Genomic DNA, 21,068 nt, shown 5'->3' with positions numbered 1-21,068 from the left:
CGAATGGGCGTGAAACATGCCGGCGATCAAGCCCGCCAAGGCGCGGTCCCTTTATGAACCGACCCCAGTTAAGTCAACCGCGAGCGCGCCGGCGACCCGCGTTTAGCGGCAATATTCGGGCAGCTGCACGGCCTGCCCCGGAACGCGTCGCCGCCAACCGCCTTCGGCAAGCAGGTACATTTCGCCGGGGCCCGTGTTGCGGAGTAGCTGGCAACCCGCAGTTATCCCGACTTCTTGCGGCGCAACCCGACGTTGCCCGGCAAGCTGGTTGTAAAGCGAGCGGCGGCGAATGTTGATCGTCGCGACCTGGCTTCGGACGGTCGTCGAGACGGGTCCTACCACACCAAGGTAGCCGTCGTAGCGCTCGCCGATCTGTCCTGCCGCGAACGCCTGGTTCAGCGCCGGCGTTTGCGCGTTGCCCGTGGTTCCTGTCAGCGCCAGCGCAAGGGCAACGCCGATCATGCGGTTGATCACTGCGCGGGCCTCGTCCGCTGGGGAAAGGCTTGCGGATTCTGGTTGATCAGCTGCTCCACATCCCTCTGCAGGCGAACCAGCACCTCCTGACGGATGTTGACGTTGAGATTGATTTCGATCGGCTTCTCAGGCGTTTTGACCGAGATGCAGCTCGCCAGCGGGATGGCGACAGCGGCTGCACCGATCAGCTTGGGCATGCGTCTGGTCATGGTCGTTGCTCTTTTCTGGTCGGGGGATTGGTTGGGGTGGTCGTCGCTGGGGCTGTGGTCGTGGTGGCAGTCTGTTCCTCTTCACGGCGGCGTACCTCGGTGACGATACCGGGCACGTCTTCCAGCGGCCGGGGCAGGACGTCGCCGATCACCAGGCGCGGGTCGCTGATCGATTTTGCCGTGGCGATCAGGGCACGGAATGGGCCGGTGATGTTGACGTTCAGCTTGACCGGCACCTTCGACAGAAGGCTGCGCACGATCTGCTGGGTCCGGTTCGATTGACCAAGCGCCACGCCATCGATCGACAGGCGGGCTGCGAATTCGCCCGCCAGGTCGCCGTCCAGGCGGATGATCATGGAGCGGAAACGAAGGCTGCGGATCGCGTCAAACGCGATCTTCTGGGCAAAACCGAGGTTTGGAATGTCTGTGACGTAGGCAAGCGTTCCGCCGGGGGGCCGCGCATCAAGGCGTCCACCGACGATCCGGCCGCCGCTTTCATCGAAGATCATCGGCAACACGCCGTCGAACACACCCGTTGCCTCGATCTGGCTAAAGCCCAAGGTGTCGACGAAAGTCTTGGCGTCGAGCCCCACCACCTCGAAGGTCAGGCGCTTGGCGCTCGGCCGTCCGAAGTTGAGGATCGTTTCACGGAGGATCAGGCGCCCGCCCATGAACGGCCATTCCCCCCGCTCAATTTTCACCAGTTGGTCGGGCAGCAGTTGGTACCGGATCACCCCATTTTCGACGAGCACACCGGGGTTGATCGACTGCACCGTCATGACCTGGCCGGGTGGCGTGGAGAGGCCAAGCAGGTCGTCGAAGTGGATCGTTCCGGCCACTCCGGTGACCGGTCCGAACGGCGCTGCGAAGCTGAGGTCGGCGGTGGTGAAATCGCCGGAGGAAGTGACGTTGCCGCTACCCGTCCAGTCGATCCGCCCGCGTCCGCGAACTGTTCCTTGAACGAGTGCGATGACCCCTTGGGTGAGGCGGGTAATCTCTTCTGGCTGGAGCTGGTCGCCGAAGGTTAGGCCGGGAACGTCCAGGTTGGCGTAACCGGCGTCTCGGTTCAGGTCATGCTCGATGTCGACGTTGGCGATCCGCACCCCGCGGCTCGGCAGCCCCAGGCCGCCGAAGGCACGCACGCGATTGTTGGCGAGCGAGAAGTTGAAATCGTCGCTCCGCATCGGCGTGAAACGGGGATCTGGGGCGCGGTCCGAGACCAGCAAACCACCTTTGGCGGTCAGGTCGCCGTTGTAGACACGCCACGTGCCGGCAATGTCGCTCATGGCGAGCGGCACATTACCGATGGTCGACTTGGCGCCCGAGAAGGTACCGCTGATGCCACTGCCGGCAAAGCTACCCCCCAGCCTCGCGGCGTCGAAAATGATTGGCGACTCCGACTGGCCGAGCCGCGCTGCGAGCCCGAAGAGGTCGAAGCGGCGATCGATGATCTGGCCCCGTGTGGCCGCGACCCGTAGCGGCGAACTGCCCAATCGGCCGGCGAGCGATGGGCCGTTGATCCTCGCACCGATCCTGAGCGGTCCATCTGGCGCCTTGGCGAGAATGGCGTTGCCGACCGGGCAGACGGGTAAACGTGTTGGCCCAAGCTGGAGCGCGGACATCCGCAGCGCGTTGAAGCTGACCACCGCGCAGCCGGTGCCCACCGCAAAACTGCCGCCCTGTCCCACACGGCCATCCACCGGAACGCGGAGCGCCTCAACCCGCCCCTCGGCGAATGGCCCGGTGAGCTGAACAACCGTGGTCACGCGGGTCGAGCCGTCGGCAGCGGCATTGAACCGGACGGGCGCGAGCTCAAGCCGTGCGCTACCCGACGTATAAGGTGCCATCTCCGCAAAGCCGCGCAGCGGCGCGCCACTATACGGCTGCCGCATCACCAGCCGTGCGGTCGGCAGGCCACCGCCTTGGGTCGCGATTGCAGTGTCGATGCGGAACTTCGAACCTGGCCAATAATAAGTGATTCCAGCTCCCCCCGAGACGGAAGCGCGCGCGCCGGTGCGCGCAAGGACATTGGCGCTGTCGACCCGAACAGCCCCACCGCCGGGGAAGTTGACCATGCGGAACCTGCCGGTCGCATCGAAATTTCGAATCGTCGCCTGAATCGCATCGCCCATGGTCTTGGCGATCGGACCGACCGGCGTGCTCGCCACGGCGTTGATCGGGCCGGTGATCCCGGCAACCATCGATGGATCCAGCGTACTGCTCTGCGCCGCATAATCGCCGGCCATGACGAAGCTGCCGGTGCGATAGCCGAGGCGGTAATTGCCTGCGAGGCGGGTGCGATCCGCGTAGATCGCCGCGACCCGCGACTGGCGCGCAGATAGCTTCACCTGCCCCTGGATAGAATCGAGATCGCCTCGGAAAGTAAGGTCGCCGGTAAAGGCGGCAAGTCCATTCTCGCCCGCCGTCAGCGTCCGGATCGCCATTCGTCCGCGGCCGTCGAAGTTGGTGAAGCTCTCGTTGAAGCCGCTGTCGACCTCAAATCTGGGATCGGCGATGTCGAAGCGACTGGACGGGCAGTTCAGGCGCTGGGCGGCGAGCGGTCCGATCACATGTGGCTTTCGCGCCGTAACCTCGACTGCGAAATTGGCACTCAGGTTTTGAACCTGGCAACGGCCGGGAATCAGCAGAGGGCTTCTGACCGCCGCCCTGCCTTTGAACCCACCGGTAAGGTTGCCGACACCCTCCAGCGCAAAGCCGACGGCCCCGAACGGCGTACCAAGCGAAATGCTCGTGTCGGCGACGTCGACGGTGAAATCCGGCAAGGCGAACGGCTTTCCGCTGGGCGGCGGCATCAACTTGTCGATCTGACCCCAGCTGACCTTGCCGCCAACCAGCCGACCGCGCAGCCGGACCCCACGGGCGACGATGCGATAGACTTCGACGCTGCCGTTCCACTTCACGCGCAGCTGAACCAGTGCATAGCGAGCGACGAGGTCGGGGCGTTTGGGATCGCCGATCACGAGGTTGCTGACCTGCTGGGTACGAAGGCCGACCCTGTCCAGCCGATAGGTGGCCTGCACACCGCGCCGATCGAACTCGCGGGCAAGAACGCGGGTTGCGAGCGGCCTTCGCGCCATCCAGACCGCGACGAGCGCCGCGACGAGAAGCGCAAGAAGCCCCACCGCAACGATCGAGAGCATTCGTGGCCACCGGCGACCGCGCCGGATCGCGACGCGGTTTTCGCCTCCCGCCACCTCGTTTTCGCTCTGCCGCTCCGCCATGGCCAATACTAACCCCTCCGGCCCAACACCGTTCCAGATGCGGCATGACCAGAGCTTTCCCTCATTGGGTGTGACGTTTAAGGCATAGAGGCTCGGTTGATTGCGCGAAGGGCGCCATGAACGAGCTTGCCTCCAAAATTTCTGACACCGGGGCAAGCGAGGGTCATCGCGCGCGCCTTCGCAAGCGACTATTCGAGGGAGCGGGCAAAGGCCTGCTCGACCATGAGTTGGTGCAATATCTGCTCGCGCTGGCTATCCCGCGCCGCGACACCAAAGCGCAGGCAAAAACGTTGATCGCTCGCTTCGGCGGCATCGGCCCACTGCTCTCCGCCGACGCCGAGACGTTGAAGCGCGAAGGTCTGACCGAAGGTGTGGTTGCCGCCCTGAAGATTGCCGAAGCGACGGCGCTCCGGCTTTTGGAGACACGCATCGAAGGTCGCCCTGTAATTTCCAGCTGGGACGCGCTCGGCGATTACCTCCAGGCGGCGATGGCACACTCACCGATCGAGGAAGTGCGGGTGCTGTTCCTCAATTCCAAGAACATGCTGCTGGCGAACGAGCGTATGTGGCAAGGGTCGGTGGACGAAGCGGCCGTCCACGTTCGGGAGGTCATCGCCCGATCCATACAGCTTGGTGCGACGGCAATCATCATCGTTCACAATCACCCGAGTGGCGACCCGAGCCCCAGCCAACAGGATATTCGACTGACCCGCGACTTGATCGACGCTGGCCGCCACATGAAGGTGACGGTCCACGACCATGTGATCGTGGGCTCCTCTGGACGATCAAGCATGCGGGCGATGGGGCTGATCTAGAAGCGCCCTGCACTTCGCCGCTGTCTTAGAGTGTTGTGTTGTGTCAGTCCTCGAAGATGAACACGCGGTCCGACTGGGCGATTTCCTTCGCCGTCATTCCCCAGGACCGCAACATCCGGGAAGTCTTCTTGATGATGGGAATGTGCTCGGCATTTACCGCTTTCTGCTCGACCAAGACCACCGGTCGATTGCGGACGATGGTCTCCTTGGCACCCAGCAAAGCGAGATATTCAGCACCCTGGATGTCGAGCTTGATCAAGTCCACCTCATCGAACCCGTAACTGTCGATGGTTCTGACCTGGACCTCGATCTGCTCCTTGCCTTTGGCAGAGACCTCCGGGGTCATCACCTCGGGATGATTGGAGATGAACGAGCCGCCGCAGTTGAGCACGGTCGGATACATGGTCAGCACACCTTCCTGATCGGCGACCGCGAACGGCTCGACCTGGACGTTCGGCGGGACGTTGAGAACCAGACAGTCCCGAGTTCTCGGCACCGGCTCGAAGGCGACGACATGGTCGAAGCGGCTGGCAAAGTCGCAGGAGAATATCCCGACATTGGCTCCGACATCGAGCGCGCGGCGCCACTGCTTCACATAGCGGTACGCCGCCTGACGATCCCGGCTGCCATATTCGAAAACCGAATCCCCGAACTTGGCAAAATGCTTTTCACCATCGGGGAAGAAGAAGTCGCCTATCTTGATCATTGCTGCGACCCTGTGACGGCGGGCTGGCGAAATTCAACCCTTTTCAGGCCTTTCTCCTTCTGCCGTGCCTTGTGATTTGATGCCCGGCCAACGCTCTGCTAGCCGCCGCGTCCATGGTACCCCGCTATTCCCGCCCCGAGATGACGGCCATCTGGTCGCCCGAAAACCGCTACTGCATCTGGTTCGCAATCGAGGTGTTCGCAGCCGAGGCGATGGGGAGGATCGGTATGATCCCCGCCGCCGACGCGCAGAAAATCCGGGCGGCTTACGACGCTGATGTATTGGGCGAGATCGACATCGCCGCCATCGACGAGATCGAGGCGGTCACCAAGCATGATGTGATCGCCTTCCTGACCTGGGCTGGAAGCAAGATGGGTCCGGAGAGCCGCTATCTGCACCAGGGCATGACCAGTTCCGACGTGCTCGACACTGCGCTGGCCGTGCAGCTGAAGCAGGCGGCCGACCTGCTGATCCGCGACCTCGACGAGCTTTTGGCGGTGCTGAAGCGTCGGGCGTTCGAGCATAAGCTCACACCCACCATCGGGCGCAGCCACGGCATTCATGCCGAGCCGACCACCTTCGGGCTGAAACTGGCGCAGGCTTATGCCGAGTTCGACCGATGCCGCACCCGACTGGTGGCGGCGAGGGAGGACATCGCCACTTGCGCCATATCCGGCGCGGTCGGAACCTTTGCGAACATCGATCCTGCGGTGGAAGCGCATGTGGCGCAGGAGCTTGGGCTGACTCCGGAGCCAGTGTCGACGCAGGTCATCCCCCGCGACCGGCACGCCATGTTCTTCGCCACGCTTGGCGTTGTCGCTTCATCGATCGAGCGGCTGGCTGTGGAAATTCGGCACCTGCAGCGGACCGAGGTGCTTGAGGCCGAGGAATATTTCTCGCCGGGTCAAAAGGGCAGCTCGGCGATGCCGCACAAGCGCAATCCCGTGCTGACCGAGAATCTCACCGGCTTGGCCCGGGTGGTGCGAAGCGCCGTTACCCCGGCATTGGAGAATGTCGCCTTGTGGCACGAGCGGGATATCTCCCACTCGTCCGTGGAGCGCTACATCGGTCCGGATGCAACCATTACGCTCGACTTCGCGCTGGCGCGGCTGACGGGCGTCGTCGACAAGCTGGTCGTCTACCCCGAGCGGATGCAAAAGAACCTCGACCGGATGGGCGGACTGGTCCATTCGCAACGAGTGCTGCTGGCGCTAACGCACGCTGGCCTCAGCCGCGAGGACAGCTATGCGCTTGTTCAGCGGAACGCCATGAAGGTGTGGGAATCGGACGGGCAACTGTCGCTTCTCCAATTGCTGAAGGACGATCCGCAAGTTGCGGAAAAGATGAGTGCGGAGGAGCTGGAGCGGCTGTTCGATCTCGGGCACCACATGGCGCGGGTGGATACGATCTTCGAACGGGTGTTTGGGGCAGCTGAGCCGAAGATTTAATCGGAGCTTTCCGGGCATCCCTGCGCTAATGAGCACGGACCGGAGCCAAGCGGGGACGCGACAACTTCAGTGAGTAACGAGAGCTTTAGCGTTCAGCAATCGGGCTTCCTGCTCGAGCTTTCAGCCGACTGGATCGTGCTCCGCGCCTCGGAGAACGTGCACAGGTTCCTCGGCGAATATCATGTGCGCATGGTCGGCGAGCCGCTCGCCAAGTTCACGCTTGCGCAACCGCTGCACGACCTCCGCAACAGCCTGTCGCGGCAGCGCAGCGCCAGCGGAATTGCTCGGGCCTACCGAGTACGCCTGACCGACGGCCAGACCTTCCTCGACATCGCCTTCCAGCAGGCCGACGGCCGCTACATCCTGGAAGGCGTGATGAGCGCCGACAGCTTCGGCGCTTCGATGGGGACGATCAGCCGTCTTCTGGAAGGCTTGCCCGACTGCGACGATGCCGCAGTGGCGCGGCGGATGCGCGCACTCTGCGGCTTTGACCGGGTGCTGCTGGCGGGAAGCGATGGGGCGCTCAAGGCGGATTGCAGCCGCAGCAACTTCCCCTCTCGCGGCACCGTCGACCTTGGTTCGCTGCCGCCTATCGTCTTCGACGTAAACGCGGAGGCCGTACCCGTTCACCCGCGCGGCAATGATGCAGCGGCCTCAAGCATCGCGCTGCTTCGCGCACCGACGCGGGATCAGGCGGAGCAATTGAAAAGCCTTGGCATTCGTTCGCTGATGAACGTGCCGGTTTCGGTGAACGGCAAGCAGGCCGAGATCTTCAGTTGCGACAGCCAGTCGCCCGCAAAGCCTTGTTTTGAGACGCACGCCGCTGCCGAACTGTTCGCCCAGGTCTACACAATGGGCAAAGGGGGCTGATCAGACCCCGAAGGCGTCCTTGATCCGGCCGAAGAAGCTCTTTGCCGACGGGCACTCGTCACCCGTTTCCGTCTCGCGGAATTCTTCCAGCAACTTCTTCTGCTTGGCCGACATTCGGGTCGGCGTCTCGACATGGATCCGGGCGACCAGGTCGCCGCGGCCCCGGCTGTTGAGGATGGACATGCCGGCTCCGCGCTGGCGGATTTGCTCGCCCGACTGAACGCCGGCTGGGATCTTGAGGTCGACCTTGGCCCCATCCAGGCCGGGCAGGCTGATGACGCCGCCAAGCGCCGCCGTGGTGAAGGTCACCGGACAGTCGGCCACTAGGGTCGTGCCTTCACGGGCATAGATCGGATGCCGCTTCATGTGCACGAAGATGTAGAGGTCCCCGCTGGTGGCGCCGCGAACGCCCGCCTCCCCCTCGCCCGTCACGCGAATGCGCGTGCCCTCATCGACGCCGGCCGGAATCTTCACGGAGAGCGCGCGACGCTTCACTGTCCGTCCCTCGCCCTCGCAGGCGCGGCATGGGTCGGCGATGACTTCGCCGCTGCCACGGCACGTCGGACAACCGCGTTCGACCACGAAAAAGCCCTGCTGCGCACGGACCTTGCCCATGCCGTTGCAAGTCTTGCAGGTGGCGGCACAATTGTCCGTCTTGGCGCAGCCCTTGCCGCCGCAGGTGTCGCAGCGGGCGAGCGCCTCCACGGTGATGCTGGCTTCCTTGCCGTGAAACGCTTCCTCAAGTGTCAGTTCGAGATCGTAGCGAAGATCCGACCCGCGAGCGGCGTTCTGACGCTGCCCACGCGGATCCATGAAATCGCCGAAGATCGATGAGAAGATGTCGGAGAAGCCGTCGAAGCCCTGCTCGCCGAACGGGCTTCCGCCTCCTCCGCCATTCTGGAACGCAGCTTTGCCGAAGCGGTCGTAGGCGGCGCGCTTTTGCGGATCCTTGAGGCAATCATAGGCTTCGTTGATCGCCTTGAACTTGGCCTCACTGTCCTTGCACCCGCCCTGCCGGTCAGGGTGATATTCCATCGCCAGCTTACGATAGGCGGCCTTGAGCGTCCGGTCGTCCGCCGTGCGCTCAACACCCAGCAATTCGTAATAGTCCGTCTCGACCATCACGCTTCCCCCGCAGGCGACGGGGGTGCCGACCTTTTGCTAGCCGGCACCCGCCTGCTCATCAGTTACGCCTTGGGTTCTTCGTCGACTTCGGAGAATTCAGCGTCGACGACATCCTCGTCGGCCGGCTTGGCCTGCTCCGAGCTCTCAGCGTTTTCACCGGCCTGAGCCGCCGAAGCCTGCTGCTGCTCGTACATGGCCTGACCAAGCTTCATCGCCGCCTGGGTAAGCGCGTTGGTCTTCTCCGTCATCTGGTCGGGATCGTTGCTCTCGACCGCGGTCTTCGCCTCGGCGATCGCAGTCTCGATCTCCGACTTAACGTCGGCTGAGACCTTGTCGCCATGCTCGGCGAGCTGCTTCTCGGTCGAGTGGATGAGGCTTTCGGCGTTGTTCTTGGCCTCGGCAGCCGCGCGACGCTTCTTGTCCTCCTCGGCGAACTGCTCCGCTTCCTTGACCATCTTTTCGATGTCGGCATCGGCGAGACCGCCGGACGCCTGGATGCGGATCTGCTGCTCCTTGCCGGTGCCCTTGTCCTTGGCCGACACGTTGACGATGCCATTGGCGTCGATGTCGAAGGTCACCTCGATCTGCGGCACGCCGCGCGGCGCCGGGGGTATGCCGACCAGGTCGAACTGGCCGAGCACCTTGTTGTCGGCCGCCATCTCGCGCTCACCCTGGAAAACCCGGATGGTGACGGCGTTCTGATTGTCGTCCGCGGTCGAGAAGACCTGGCTCTTCTTCGTCGGAATGGTCGTGTTGCGGTCGATCATCCGGGTGAAGACGCCGCCAAGCGTCTCGATGCCCAAGGACAGCGGCGTGACGTCGAGGAGCAGCACGTCCTTGACGTCGCCCTGCAGAACGCCGGCCTGGATCGCCGCGCCCATGGCGACGACTTCGTCCGGATTGACGCCGGTGTGCGGCTCCTTGCCGAAGAACTCCTTCACGACTTCACGCACGCGCGGCATGCGGGTCATGCCCCCGACGAGGACCACTTCGTCGATGCCCTTGGCATCGATGCCGGCGTCCTTGAGCGCCTTGCGGCAAGGCTCCAGCGTGCGGTCGATCAGGTCGGCAACCAGCTTCTCGAGATCCGCGCGGCTAATCGTTTCCACGAGGTGCAGCGGGGTCGTCGCGCCGCCTTCCATGCGGGCGGTGATGAACGGCTGGTTGATCTCGGTCGTCGCCGCGGAACTCAGTTCGATCTTCGCCTTTTCGGCCGCTTCCTTCAGACGCTGCAGCGCGAGCCGGTCGGTGCGGAGATCAATGCCTTCCTTCGCCTTGAAGCGATCGGCGAGATAATCCACGATCTTGGCGTCGAAGTCCTCACCACCAAGGAAGGTGTCGCCGTTGGTCGACTTCACCTCGAACACGCCGTCGCCAATCTCCAGCACCGACACGTCGAACGTGCCGCCGCCGAGGTCGTACACCGCAATGGTCTTGCCGTCGTTCTTGTCGAGGCCGTAGGCCAGCGCCGCCGCCGTCGGCTCGTTGATGATGCGGAGCACTTCAAGGCCCGCGATCTGGCCCGCGTCCTTGGTCGCCTGGCGCTGCGCGTCGTTGAAATATGCCGGAACGGTGATCACCGCCTGGGTAACCGTCTCGCCGAGATAGGCCTCGGCGGTTTCCTTCATCTTCTGAAGCGTGAACGCCGAGACTTGCGACGGCGAATAATCCTTGCCGCCCGCCTTCACCCACGCGTCGCCATTGTTCCCAGGCACGATCTCGTACGGGACCAGCTCGGTGTCTTTCTTGGTGACGGGATCGTCGAAGCGGCGGCCGATCAGGCGCTTCACCGCGAAAATCGTGTTGTCCGGATTGGTCACGGCCTGACGCTTCGCCGGCTGCCCGATCAGGCGCTCGCCGTCCTTCGTGAAAGCCACAACCGAAGGCGTGGTACGCGCGCCTTCCGCATTCTCGATGACCTTGGGTGTGCTCCCTTCCATCACTGCGACGCAGCTGTTGGTGGTGCCCAAGTCGATACCGATGACCTTGGCCATATTCTTCCTCTTCATTGCCCCTGTCGGCCCCTAAGCAGGCAGCCGATTACGTTGATTTCGTGGGCGATATAGGTGCGGTCCGCGGCACGACAAGGCTGCGCCGTGCACAGGGCTGCGCCGAGTGGATCAACCCTTGTTGGCGTTGAAGTAATCAACTGCCTCGTGCGCGAGCCGCTCGTAGGCTTCAAGGTGGCGGTTCGCCTCGGCCCCCCGGCCATCCCGGGCCAGCTTGAAGTAAGTCTCGTACTCCGCGAATGCGGCCTTGCAGCGCTGGTTACGGCCAGGAAGCGCAGGGCCAACGGTCATCGCATAAGTGCGCCAATTCTCCCATTGGAAGCCGACGCAGGCTTCCTCCGCAGTAAGCCATTCCAGACGGCCGTTATGCTCATCGGAAATCTTCTTGGAGATGGAGGGCACTTCCTGACCGGCAGGAGCCGAGAACCCGCCGGCCTTCACATCCTTTTCGATCTGGGCGGCGCTATCGAGCATGGCCTGATAATCGTCGGGCGAAAGGCTGCTCTTCAGCTGCTCCGCCTGCGCACGGATCGTCTTCGCCATTTCCAGCATCTGCTGATTGGAACTCTGCGCCGCAATCGGCGGCGCAACTGTCACCGCAGCCGCAATCGCAGCCGCCCTCATCATCCTATTCAAAATCTTAGCCCCCGGCTGCACTTTAGATCATCGCCATGCCGCCGTTCACGTGCAGGGTCTGGCCCGTCACGTAACCTGCTTCACGGCTTGCCAGATAGACGGCCGCAGCACCGATGTCCTCACCCGTCCCCATGGCTCCGGCCGGGATACGGGACAGGATGCCCGCCCGCTGCTGCTCGTTAAGCGCGTCGGTCATCGCCGAGGCCATGAAGCCCGGTGCGATGCAGTTCACGGTCACACCGCGGCTGGCGAGTTCCTGCGCCACCGACTTGGTCATACCGATCAGGCCGGCCTTCGACGCGACATAGTTTGCCTGTCCCGGGTTGCCGGTCACTCCGACAACGGACGTCACGGAGATGATGCGGCCGAAGCGTGCCTTCATCATCGGCTTGGTCGCCGCGCGCATCAACCGGAACGCCGCCTCGAGGTTGACGCGCAACACCTCGGCGAAGTCCTCATCCTTCATTCTCATCAGCAGAGTGTCGCGAGTGACGCCGGCATTGTTGACGAGAATGTCGAGCTTTCCGCCGAGCGCCTCGACAGCCTGCGGGACCAACTCGTCCACAGCTCCACCGTCCGACAGATTGCACGGCAGCGCGACATGATCGCCGCCGAGCGTCGCACGAAAGCCTTCCAGCTTGTCGACATTGCTTCCGGATACGGCGAGCCGCGCGCCCTGGCTCGCGAGCGCCTTGGCGATTGCGCTGCCAAGGCCGCCCGACGCACCCGTCACGAGCGCGGTCATTCCGCTTAGGTCGAACATCAGGCGATCTCCTTCGCAAGCGCTTCAATGTCGTCGATCGTCACCACGCTGGTGACCTTCGCGTCCGGTGCAATCCGTTTCACCATCGGTCCGAGCACCTTGCCGCCGAGTTCGACAAATTCCTCGACACCTGCCGTCGCCATGTTCGCGATGCTTTCGCGCCATCGAACCATGCCGGTTACCTGCTCCACCAGCTGAGTACGGATGGTCTCGGTTTCGCTGGTCGGCTGCGCCGTGACATTGGCGTAGAGCGAGATCGTTGGCTCTTGAAGCACGACTTCGTCCAACGCCTTGGCCATGGCGTCTGCTGCAAGCTGCATAAGCGGGCAATGGAAGGGTGCGGACACGGGCAGCAGCACCGCTCGTTTGGCCCCCATGTCCTTGGCAATATCGACGGCACGATCGATCGCGCCCTTGTGACCCGAGATGACCACCTGCGACGGGTCGTTATCGTTAGCGACGGTGCAGACTTCGCCCTCGGCAGCGGCATCCGCGATCTTCTGCGCAAGTGCGAGATCGGCACCAAGCAAGGCCGCCATCGCACCTTCGCCGACAGGAACCGCAGATTGCATCGCCTTCCCACGAAGCTTCAGTAGCCTTGCGGTTGTCGAAAGGTCGAAGCTGCCGGCGGCCGCCAGCGCCGAATATTCGCCAAGGCTATGGCCAGCGACGAAGTGGGCCGCTTTTTCCAGCGATACACCGCCCTCGCGGGTCAAACTCGCGAAGACCGCCAGTGCGTGCGCCATGATCGCGGGTTGCGCGTTCTCCGTAAGCCTCAGTTCCTCGTCCGGCCCCTCGCGCATCAACCGGAACAGGTTTTGGCCGAGCGCCTCGTCGACCTCGCCGAACACGTGCCGCGCGGCCGCACTCGCATCAGCTAAAGCCGCGCCCATGCCGACAGCTTGACTGCCCTGCCCAGGGAAAAGAAACGCACGCATTCAAATCTCTCGCTGGTTTGCAAAATTCAAGCGCGGGCGGATTGCACAGCCCTCCGGTCGCCGCAACCCGAATGGCTATTGTAGCTCAACCAGCAGCACACCCTGACGCGGGACCGAGACGTTCAACTGGGCCTGGCCACGAGCAAATGCCACCGGCATCGTTTCCGGCGTCATTGCAGCGGCCTTCTCCACCGTCGCATATTGTTTCTCGTCCATGGCAGCCGGGGATCCAAGCGCCTGCCACGCGGCGAAGCTGTTACCGTGCCTCTTGTCGACGCGCCAGAGAGTCGCCTTGGTTGGACGCCGAGAGGCAAACCCGCGGAGCTGAAGGCTGACTGCAGCGTCGGGACCGGCGATATCGTCATCATGGTAGTTCCAGATCATCAACGCGACCACGCCCCGGCTCGTACGGGTCGCGAGCACGCCCACGTCCGGCGTGCCACGCACACCATCGGCCATGATGTTGTCGAGCGCTAGCTGCCCACTGCTGCTAGCCGCCACCTGCTGTTCACCGAGGCGGGCAAACATCCGGAAAGTATTGAGCACCGGCAGGTCGATGCCATTGCTCGCCAACTGCCGGTAACCCGCGAAATAGGGCTGGTTCTCGAAGGTAAATGCCCAGGTCAGCACACCTTCCAGATTGACCTTGTGCCGCCGCGCAAGCTCCCAGATTCGGGCGAAGCTTGCGGCCGTGTAGCTGGAGTACATCGTGCCGTTGCGGTAGCCGTTCTGCGGGCTGGAACAGGCGGCACACCCCTCGGGATCGCTTTCACCGATGACGATCGGTTTGTTCGCGAGCGGGCCGGCTGCAGCAATCTTGGCAAACCCTTCGTCCACCGTCTTCAACTGGGCGGCGATGCCCATCCGCACGTGGCCGTTCTCGAACGTGGGCGATCCTTTGGCATGGAAGGAGAGAAAGTTGGTCGGCGCTGCGTCGCCTGAGCGTGCGTGGGCGAGGAAGGCATCCATGAAGGCGCCGCCCGACCCAGCCACATCCGGTCCGCCAACCCGAGCGCTTGGGAGGGCGCGGCGAACTGCCCGGATCGCCTCGTCATGCATGCGGAAGAATTCTTCCGACGTGCCTTTCCAGTAGATGTCGAGGTTGGGCTCGTTCCAGGTCTCGAAATACCATTTTTGGACCTCGCCGGCGCCGTAGCGTTCGACGTTGTGGCGGGTCCATTGGAAGATCAGCTCGCCCCACTTAGCGTAATCTTTTGGTGGGTAGTTCCAACCGCCCTGAAGAGAGTCGCTGCCGAATCCCGGGCGCCAATTGTGCTGGTACGGCGTGCCCTTGGGGGCACTCGACATCGCCTCCGGCATAAAGCCGAGCTGTAGATATGGATGGATCCCGCGCTCGAGGTAGGTGTCGATGATTCGGTCGACGACCGTGAAGTCGTAAACCGGCTTGCCGTCCGCATCCTCTCGGTAGATCCCGGTGCTGCCCCACTTGAACGATGGGGTGCCATCCCCCGAGGTAAGCAGGTTGTGCGCGCGGAAGTAGACGCCGCCGGGTTTCAGTGCACCAAGTTCACCGAGCAGCTTGCGGCCATCCTTCATCGTCGCGAAGTTCGGTTCATCAGCACCGAAGAAGCGCCACACGGGCTTGAGTTCTCCGATCGTCTTCGAAGCATCGACTGTGATGGTGACCGGAAATGCCTTTGGGTGGGCCTGTGCCGCCGTGCCGATTGCCAGTGCAGCCACAATCGCTGGCCGAATGAATTGCCGCATGGTTACCCTCTCTCTCGGTCGCTTCTGTTGCACGTCACGAGGTAGCGGGGAAGATGGCGGCGGGCGGTCTGCCGCCTTGCTTTCTGACCGGCTTTGAGCCATAGGCCGCGGCACTGGCGCTGGGGCATGTCCTCTGCGCCTGTGTTTTTTGGAACGACAGCCGGAGGGGCTTGCCACGGGGGCAAGTCAGCGATCGGCCAACATGAAGAGACACGCATGCCGTTGTACGAGCATGTTTTCCTCGCGCGTCAGGACCTGGCTCAGGCCCAGGTCGATGCGCTGGCGGAAAACGCAACCAACATTCTCACCGAAAATGGTGGCAAGGTCGTCAAGGCCGAAACCTGGGGGCTGCGCAGCCTCGCTTATCGCATCGCCAAGAACCGCAAGGCGCACTACGTCGCTCTCGATGTCGACGCTCCGGCGGCCGCGATTGCGGAGCTCGAGCGCCAGACCAACATCAACGAAGACGTCATTCGCTTCATGACCATTCGCGTTGACGAGCATGAAAAGGGCCCGTCCGCGATGATGCGCCGCCAGGAGCGCGACCGTGCGCCGCGGGGCGACGGCGATCGTGGCGGCCGTGGTGGTGACCGTGGCGGTTTCCGCCGTGAAGAGGAGGCTGAATAATGGCCCGCGCATTTTTCCGCCGCCGCAAGAGCTGCCCGTTCTCGGGCAAGGATGCTCCTCGGATCGATTACAAGGACGTGCGCCTGCTTCAGGGCTTCGTGTCCGAGCGCGGCAAGATTGTGCCGTCGCGGATCACCGCCGTCTCCACCAAGAAGCAGCGTGAGCTGGCGAAGGCGATCAAGCGCGCGCGCCACCTCGGCCTGCTTCCCTATGTCGTTAAGTAAGGAGAGTTCGACATGGAAGTGATCCTGCTCGAACGAGTCGAGAAGCTTGGCGGCATCGGCGATGTCGTCACCGTGAAGAACGGCTTTGCGCGCAACTATCTGTTGCCGAACAAAAAGGCGCTCCGCGCCAACGAAGCCAACCGCAAGGTCTTCGAAGCCAACCGCGCCAAGATCGAGTCCGACAATGCCGAGCGCCGTTCCGGTGCCGAGGCGGCGGCCAAGACCGTCGACGGCAAGACGGTCCAGCTGATCCGTCAGGCATCGAACACCGGCCAGCTCTACGGCTCGGTCAGCGCCCGCGACATCGTCGACGCGCTGGAGGCGGATGGCGCCAAGGTGACCAAGAGCCAGGTCGTGCTCGACCGCCCGATCAAGGCGATCGGCATGCACGAGATCCGCGTCGCCCTCCACCCGGAGGTGAGCGTTCAGGTCAAGGTCAACGTCGCCCGCTCGCCGGAAGAAGCCGATCTTCAGGCCCAGGGTGTCGACGTGATGGCACAGATGTTCGAACGCGACACTGCTGCCTTTACCGAGGACTATGACCCCAACGCCGAGCCGGGCGCCAGCGCAGAAGCTGCGGGCGAACCGGAGGCCGAAGGCGAAGCGCAGGCCTAAGCGTCCTCGCAAGTCTATTGAATAAGCCGTCAGCCGAAAGGCTGGCGGCTTTTTCTTTTGGCGTTCCGCTCGTCGCATCGCCATCCACTCGTCGCAACCGACGCCGCCGCACCGGAACGGCGGGGACGCGGGCGCCGTTTCAAATCCAAGAGCACGGGGACTGTGTTTTCCTGGAGAAAAATGATGTCCAATGAGTGGAACGAACAAGATCGTCAGCCTGAGTCCGAACAGCAGGACAATCGGGTGAATGGTCAGCAGAGCCAACAAAGCGAGTTCGGCCAGCAGGGTCAGCAAAGCCAAAGTGAGCGCGAACAGGCCGGTCAGTCGCCGTTCGTGTCACCCGATGGTTCCGAGCAACCGGCAAGCAGCTTCGGTGATTCCGGCCAGCCCCTTGGCGGGAACGACAGCGGGACGGGAACCGGCACCACGCTCAGCCAGGGTTACGACAGCGGCAGCACCGACACGCTGACGCAAAGCGGCTCATCGTCGGACTCGCTGAACGAGAATGCCGGCGGCGGCAGCGGTTTCAGCGACACTGACAGCGAGGGTAGTGGCTTTATCGGCGCGCAGGGCACCGGCTCCGACGATTACCTTCAGGAAAACAATCCTGAGCTTTCCCGTCAGGACAGCCTTACTCAGGGTAACGATGACGGCATGGGTGAAGCCGGCAGCGAACAATCCGGCGAGAACGACTAACACGCTTGAGGTACGCCGTGCCTCGACGGAGGCGCGGCGTTACTTCTCCCTGATTCGCCAGCAGGCTTCGCTCACCTTCGATCAGATTGTCGAAGGAAGGCCGCTCGAGAACATCCCGCGCAGAAGAGAGTAAACGCGGATACCCGTTACCGTTCATCCGCACACCATATGCTTAAGACTGGCCGGCAGCTCGCGCCGGCAATGTCGGCTCAGCCAATCCTGTAAAAGGTTGCTACCCTGTCGAGTGCGAGCCCAAGGACAACCTTGCCCGCCCGCGCTGGCCATCCAAGGGCGCTTTCGGCATCCCGCATGCCGTCGCCGGCACAAACCACTCTCCACAATATGTCGCCGAGGCCCGGTCCCGCAGCGTCGATGGCACCTTCAAACCGCCGCTTGGCATCGAGCTGGCTTCCGGTCAGATCGGGCCCCACGCTCGCGCCGCCTCGGCCGGGCGATACCGGCGCTGTATCCCAGGCCATGGTGATGCGCGGCGCAAGTTGAGCACGCTCCCAGTCTCCGCGCAGGCGCTCACCCGCATCGAACTGGGCTTGCGTGACGTGCCCCCGGGCAAACAACCAGGCCAGCGGCGACTCGAGCAGATTGACGGTCACCGATCGGGCTCCCCCTTTCCGTCCAACCGCTTGCCCGGTGACATCAACACTTCGCTCTTCCAACCAACGCCTGTCTTCCACCATGCCGATCTCCCGCCGAGTCGGCCTGGACTTGGCACTTATGTACTTGAGTGAGCAAGAATCGGCGGAGATAACCAAGAGGGTTGCCGAGGTAATCCTCCCCTACCTTGCCGCTTGGGAGCGCGAGGAGGTCTTAGGCGAGCCTGAATTTGACGCTCTGTTCATGGTTTCAGACCTGGCGACGTTCATTGCTACTAAGCTGCGCGAAGAGCATCTGATAGCAAGGAGTTCAATTCCCTCCGAAGATGCCTGAGGGTGGGTTGTAGCTGAGCAATCTGCTCCGAAGTGTATTGAATCATGTGGTGGCGCTTCCAAAGTTCCTCGTGTCTCCTCTGGTCGGCGCGCTCTTCTAAAAGTTTTCGTTGTCCCTCGATCAACTTGTGGACTTCCGCCCAGTCGTGAACGCGCACAATATCATCGTCAAAACCTACGCTTAGTTGCGCGTGCGCAAGGTGTGCGCGCATCCTGACAGGCTCTTTCAATGCTGTTAGTATGCGGTCGAATTGGGAGAGCACTCTGGTGTTGTTGTTGCTGGCTTCGACCAGAAGCTTTCTGAGCTGCTTTAGCCGGTAAGCATAAGTCGCTGCTGGTGTTCGATCCCGCAACTCGCCTGGTTCTGGATTATTGCGGAGGTCGCGTAGCTGTAAGGCGCCGAAGAAGTGCGAAATGTATGTGTAGATTAGCTGGTCTAATTCACCGTATTCCAGGATCGCACGGCCAATCATCAATGCGAGGCGGTCATTCATGGTAACGTCCGATAAAGAAGAAACCTACTCCGAAGAGGAGACGGCGGCACGCGCCGATCGGGCGCTAAAGCGGATGCTGTCAACGCCTCACAAGCCGCACAAGCCAGCATATGCCAAGGATGGCCCAAGCAAAAAGAACTGATATGCAGCCCGTAAAAGGGGAGCTGCTGCATGACGGATGATTCGAATACGCCGGACCCTTCAGCGGGAGAATGGCATCCCGTACCAACGATTTTCGTGGACGGGGTTCTTGGCTCATCCACTCTCGGAGGTGTGCACCGAATTATCCTGGGTGAATTCGTCTTCAACACCGTTCCCGGTGCAACGAACGCCACTGCAAAGCCCGTGATCAACCTTAACATAAGCGATGCCGCCTTGCCGTTTTTGATCGAATACCTTCAAAATCTGCCGAGGCAGGCTCAAAATGCAGGGTGACTCTGCCGAGTTACTTAAGAAACTAGGTTTAGGGCAGCGCCCCGAGCTTCTTCCAAGCCCCGCCGATTCCACCAATAGTCCTGGTGTTTTGGCTGGGGGTGGCGGTAAGCAGATTGTGCCCCCATCTCCTGGGGGTGGAGGTGGAATGGATCCTTGGCAATCCAGTGTAGAGACTAGGCTAGGCTCGCTAGAACGGCGTCTGGAGCGCGTCGATGATCGTTTAGGCAAGGTTGAGCAACTATTGGCCACCCTAACCGAGCGCGTCTCTCACATGCCCAGCAACACGAAGCTCTACACTACAGCGGGGACAATCATTGCGGCGCTGACCGCCGCCATTACCTTTGGGCAAAAGCTGCAAGGCCTCGTGCAGTAACTAGCGAGTCCAGCGCTGGCGAGGCTCGCCAATGCGAACCTTCACAACGTGATACTTAGGCTGCGAGTTGACCAATCCGCCGATACGTCAGGCGACGGTTTTCCATACCCTTGAGGATAGCGGCAGCGCGCTCCGTGTCAGTGGTGTTCTTAGTCGAATAGCGCATGTCGAACTCCGCAAGGTAGCGGTGCAAGTGCGTCTCACTCATGTGGTGGTAGGTGCCGACAACGCCGCGCTTGAAGATGGAGAAGAAGTTCTCGGCAGTGTTGCTGTGAATGCCACCGGGACGGGCAAACTCACGGTTGCTGTGGATGGTGGTGTGGTGGCCAGCGAACTCTAGGCCGATGTTGTGATAGAAACGCGCATCATCGGACATGAGAACCGACGAGCGGTGAACGCTGGTCACTAGGACCGAACGCACGTTCGTGTGGTTCACGTTGGTAACATGGAAGGAACGGGCGCGACCGTCGCGCTCAACGAGGGTAACGACCTTCTTCTTGGGAGCGGTTTTGCCTGACAGGCGGTTGTTCTTGAACCCGCCGACAAAGGCTTCGTCGCTCTCGACAACCTTGCCGGGGCCGCCAAGCGGATCGTGCGGGTTGTTGGCCTCATCCATGGCTTCACGGATGCGGTGGCAGAGGAACCACGCCGTCTTGTAGGTGACGCCAAGCATACGCTCCATCTGCTTAGCGCTCATGCCCTTCTTGGAAGCGGCCATGAGGTGCGTAGCAAGAAGCCACTTGTGAAGCGGGACGTGCGAGCGCTCCATCACCGTTCCGGTACGCACGGTGAACTTGCGGCGGCACACGTTGCAAAGGAACATGCCAGCCTGGGTCTTACCGCCCATCTTGGTTACGCCGGTGCTTTCGCACAACGGGCACACCGGCTCACCATCGGGCCAGCGCGAAGCCTCAATATGGGCCGTTGCCTTGGCTTCGTCGTGAAAGATGGGGTTGGTGATGTTCACGTTCATGGTTCGTCGCTTTCCTGTCCTGTGGTTATGCAGGAAACAGGCTGCTAAGTAAAGTATATAATTGCCCTGGACTTGCCACATCGGCATTTCTGTAGGACAGGTGTAAAACCAACTTGGTTCAAAGGCGTGACTGCATGATCACTCGAATTCGGGAAGTCAGACGCGCTCGAGGGATGACTCTCGACGATGTAGCCAAGGCCTGCAGCCCGCCCACTACCCCTCAAACGGTAGGAAGGCTGGAGACCGGGACACGGACGGTTTCCGTTGGGTGGCTTAACCGCATCGCTGCCGCCCTTAACGTCGAGGCGGCGGACCTGGTGGACGGCGGTGAAGCGTTCAGGATGTCCGTTGCGGCCCTCTTGAGCCCCTCTGGCGCGACCGCGCCCAAGCGGGCAGCGGTCGTTGTAGCGCCCAAAGTAGATGCGGGTGCAGTCGCGGTCAAAGTTTCGGCAAGTGTCGGCGAGTATCGTGCCGGCGATGAAATCTGGTGCGAGACGCTGCAGCCTGATTCATTCGCCAAGGCACTGAACCGGGACGTTCTCGTTCCCCGCCCCGCCGGTCGCTTCATCTTCGGCCGCTTGATCGGTCGCGACGCCTCCACAGGCGGCGGCAAACTGCATCTTCTCCCACCAGGCGCGGGGTCGCGCCAGGCAGTGGTGACCGATCCGCCCTGGATCGCGATGGCGATGAAGCTGGTCCGAAGCCTTTAGGACTGCGCTTCGGA

General features: G+C 62.3%; 22 protein-coding genes. 9 read left to right on the top strand and 13 right to left on the bottom strand.

From position 1 onward, the window contains the following. Positions 1-102 precede the first annotated feature (102 nt). The 3 genes from G7077_RS11325 to G7077_RS11315 are packed head-to-tail and all read right to left on the bottom strand — an operon-like array spanning position 103 to position 3,925. Entirely contained in the window at positions 103-474 is a 372-nt protein-coding gene (locus tag G7077_RS11325) for a YdbL family probable chaperone protein (protein WP_246167163.1), read from the bottom strand. After that, the gene (locus tag G7077_RS11320) at positions 471-683 is read right to left on the bottom strand and encodes a YnbE family lipoprotein (protein WP_166411795.1); all 213 of its coding nucleotides are present in this window, start codon (positions 681-683) and stop codon (positions 471-473) included. The genes G7077_RS11325 and G7077_RS11320 overlap by 4 nt, the downstream gene beginning before the upstream one ends. Beyond that, a complete protein-coding gene (locus G7077_RS11315; RefSeq protein WP_166411794.1) occupies positions 680-3,925 on the bottom strand; it encodes an intermembrane phospholipid transport protein YdbH family protein in 3,246 nt (1,081 codons plus the stop codon). Before G7077_RS11315 ends, G7077_RS11320 begins: the two co-directional genes overlap by 4 nt. A gap of 116 nt (positions 3,926-4,041) precedes the next feature. Here G7077_RS11315 and radC point away from each other — a divergent pair, with 116 nt between their 5' ends. Beyond that, on the top strand, positions 4,042-4,740 hold the full coding sequence (gene radC, locus G7077_RS11310) for a RadC family protein (RefSeq protein ID WP_166411793.1): 699 nt from the start codon (positions 4,042-4,044) through the stop codon (positions 4,738-4,740). Between the two features lie 43 nt (positions 4,741-4,783). Here radC and G7077_RS11305 read toward each other — a convergent pair whose 3' ends face one another. After that, positions 4,784-5,446 carry an FkbM family methyltransferase gene (locus G7077_RS11305; RefSeq protein WP_166411792.1) on the bottom strand — a complete coding sequence of 221 codons (663 nt, stop codon included), beginning with the start codon at positions 5,444-5,446 and terminating at the stop codon, positions 4,784-4,786. Between the two features lie 113 nt (positions 5,447-5,559). Between G7077_RS11305 and purB the strand changes: the two genes are divergently transcribed. Both purB and G7077_RS11295 read left to right on the top strand, forming a co-directional pair. Then, positions 5,560-6,894, top strand: a complete 1,335-nt coding sequence (purB, locus tag G7077_RS11300) for an adenylosuccinate lyase (protein WP_166411791.1) — start codon at positions 5,560-5,562, stop codon at positions 6,892-6,894. Between the two features lie 69 nt (positions 6,895-6,963). After that, a complete protein-coding gene (locus tag G7077_RS11295) occupies positions 6,964-7,764 on the top strand; it encodes a phytochrome family protein (RefSeq protein ID WP_166411790.1) in 801 nt (266 codons plus the stop codon). On the opposite strand, the gene dnaJ is transcribed toward G7077_RS11295, so the two are convergent. The 6 genes from dnaJ to G7077_RS11265 form a co-directional block, all read right to left on the bottom strand. Continuing rightward, positions 7,765-8,889 (bottom strand): molecular chaperone DnaJ, encoded by a 1,125-nt coding sequence (gene dnaJ / locus G7077_RS11290; protein WP_425505282.1) that lies wholly within the window; start codon positions 8,887-8,889, stop codon positions 7,765-7,767. It abuts the gene before it with no gap. 62 nt (positions 8,890-8,951) lie between these two features. Continuing rightward, on the bottom strand, positions 8,952-10,883 hold the full coding sequence (gene dnaK / locus G7077_RS11285; RefSeq protein ID WP_166412459.1) for a molecular chaperone DnaK: 1,932 nt from the start codon (positions 10,881-10,883) through the stop codon (positions 8,952-8,954). A gap of 126 nt (positions 10,884-11,009) precedes the next feature. Then, positions 11,010-11,525: a hypothetical protein gene (locus tag G7077_RS11280; protein WP_166411788.1), complete on the bottom strand. Its 516-nt coding sequence runs from the start codon at positions 11,523-11,525 to the stop codon at positions 11,010-11,012. Between the two features lie 31 nt (positions 11,526-11,556). Continuing rightward, the gene (gene fabG, locus G7077_RS11275; protein ID WP_166411787.1) at positions 11,557-12,297 is read right to left on the bottom strand and encodes a 3-oxoacyl-[acyl-carrier-protein] reductase; all 741 of its coding nucleotides are present in this window, start codon (positions 12,295-12,297) and stop codon (positions 11,557-11,559) included. After that, entirely contained in the window at positions 12,297-13,235 is a 939-nt protein-coding gene (gene fabD, locus G7077_RS11270; RefSeq protein ID WP_166411786.1) for an ACP S-malonyltransferase, read from the bottom strand. Before fabD ends, fabG begins: the two co-directional genes overlap by 1 nt. Before the next feature lie 75 nt (positions 13,236-13,310). Next, positions 13,311-14,963: a GH39 family glycosyl hydrolase gene (locus tag G7077_RS11265; RefSeq protein WP_166411785.1), complete on the bottom strand. Its 1,653-nt coding sequence runs from the start codon at positions 14,961-14,963 to the stop codon at positions 13,311-13,313. 216 nt (positions 14,964-15,179) lie between these two features. On the opposite strand from G7077_RS11265, the gene rpsF reads away from it, so the two are divergent. Genes rpsF through G7077_RS11245 form a run of 4 tightly spaced genes read left to right on the top strand, consistent with a single transcriptional unit; the run spans position 15,180 to position 17,125 of the window. Then, positions 15,180-15,590: a 30S ribosomal protein S6 gene (gene rpsF / locus G7077_RS11260; protein ID WP_166411784.1), complete on the top strand. Its 411-nt coding sequence runs from the start codon at positions 15,180-15,182 to the stop codon at positions 15,588-15,590. Further along, the gene (gene rpsR / locus G7077_RS11255) at positions 15,590-15,814 is read left to right on the top strand and encodes a 30S ribosomal protein S18 (RefSeq protein ID WP_114228749.1); all 225 of its coding nucleotides are present in this window, start codon (positions 15,590-15,592) and stop codon (positions 15,812-15,814) included. The genes rpsF and rpsR overlap by 1 nt, the downstream gene beginning before the upstream one ends. A 12-nt stretch (positions 15,815-15,826) precedes the next feature. Continuing rightward, positions 15,827-16,429 (top strand): 50S ribosomal protein L9, encoded by a 603-nt coding sequence (gene rplI, locus G7077_RS11250; RefSeq protein WP_166411783.1) that lies wholly within the window; start codon positions 15,827-15,829, stop codon positions 16,427-16,429. 57 nt (positions 16,430-16,486) lie between these two features. Next, positions 16,487-17,125: a hypothetical protein gene (locus tag G7077_RS11245; protein ID WP_166411782.1), complete on the top strand. Its 639-nt coding sequence runs from the start codon at positions 16,487-16,489 to the stop codon at positions 17,123-17,125. Positions 17,126-17,334: 209 nt separating this feature from the next. Here the strand turns inward: G7077_RS11245 and G7077_RS11240 are convergent, their stop codons facing one another. Both G7077_RS11240 and G7077_RS11235 read right to left on the bottom strand, forming a co-directional pair. Further along, positions 17,335-17,736, bottom strand: a complete 402-nt coding sequence (locus tag G7077_RS11240) for a DUF6456 domain-containing protein (protein WP_425505281.1) — start codon at positions 17,734-17,736, stop codon at positions 17,335-17,337. A gap of 275 nt (positions 17,737-18,011) precedes the next feature. Next, positions 18,012-18,563 (bottom strand): hypothetical protein, encoded by a 552-nt coding sequence (locus tag G7077_RS11235; RefSeq protein WP_166411781.1) that lies wholly within the window; start codon positions 18,561-18,563, stop codon positions 18,012-18,014. A gap of 171 nt (positions 18,564-18,734) precedes the next feature. On the opposite strand from G7077_RS11235, the gene G7077_RS11230 reads away from it, so the two are divergent. Further along, complete coding sequence (locus G7077_RS11230) at positions 18,735-18,998, top strand: hypothetical protein (protein ID WP_166411780.1); 264 nt, start codon at positions 18,735-18,737, stop codon at positions 18,996-18,998. A gap of 428 nt (positions 18,999-19,426) precedes the next feature. Here the strand turns inward: G7077_RS11230 and G7077_RS11225 are convergent, their stop codons facing one another. Continuing rightward, on the bottom strand, positions 19,427-20,338 hold the full coding sequence (locus G7077_RS11225; protein WP_425505324.1) for an IS1595 family transposase: 912 nt from the start codon (positions 20,336-20,338) through the stop codon (positions 19,427-19,429). Positions 20,339-20,478: 140 nt separating this feature from the next. Between G7077_RS11225 and G7077_RS11220 the strand changes: the two genes are divergently transcribed. Then, positions 20,479-21,054 (top strand): helix-turn-helix domain-containing protein, encoded by a 576-nt coding sequence (locus G7077_RS11220; protein WP_166411778.1) that lies wholly within the window; start codon positions 20,479-20,481, stop codon positions 21,052-21,054. Positions 21,055-21,068: the final 14 nt, after the last annotated feature.

It is taken from the genome of Sphingomonas piscis (assembly GCF_011300455.1).
Classification (GTDB): Bacteria; Pseudomonadota; Alphaproteobacteria; order Sphingomonadales; family Sphingomonadaceae; genus Sphingomicrobium; species Sphingomicrobium piscis.
Note: the sequence above shows the minus strand (reverse complement) of the source record. Positions and strands in the feature narration are given on the sequence as shown.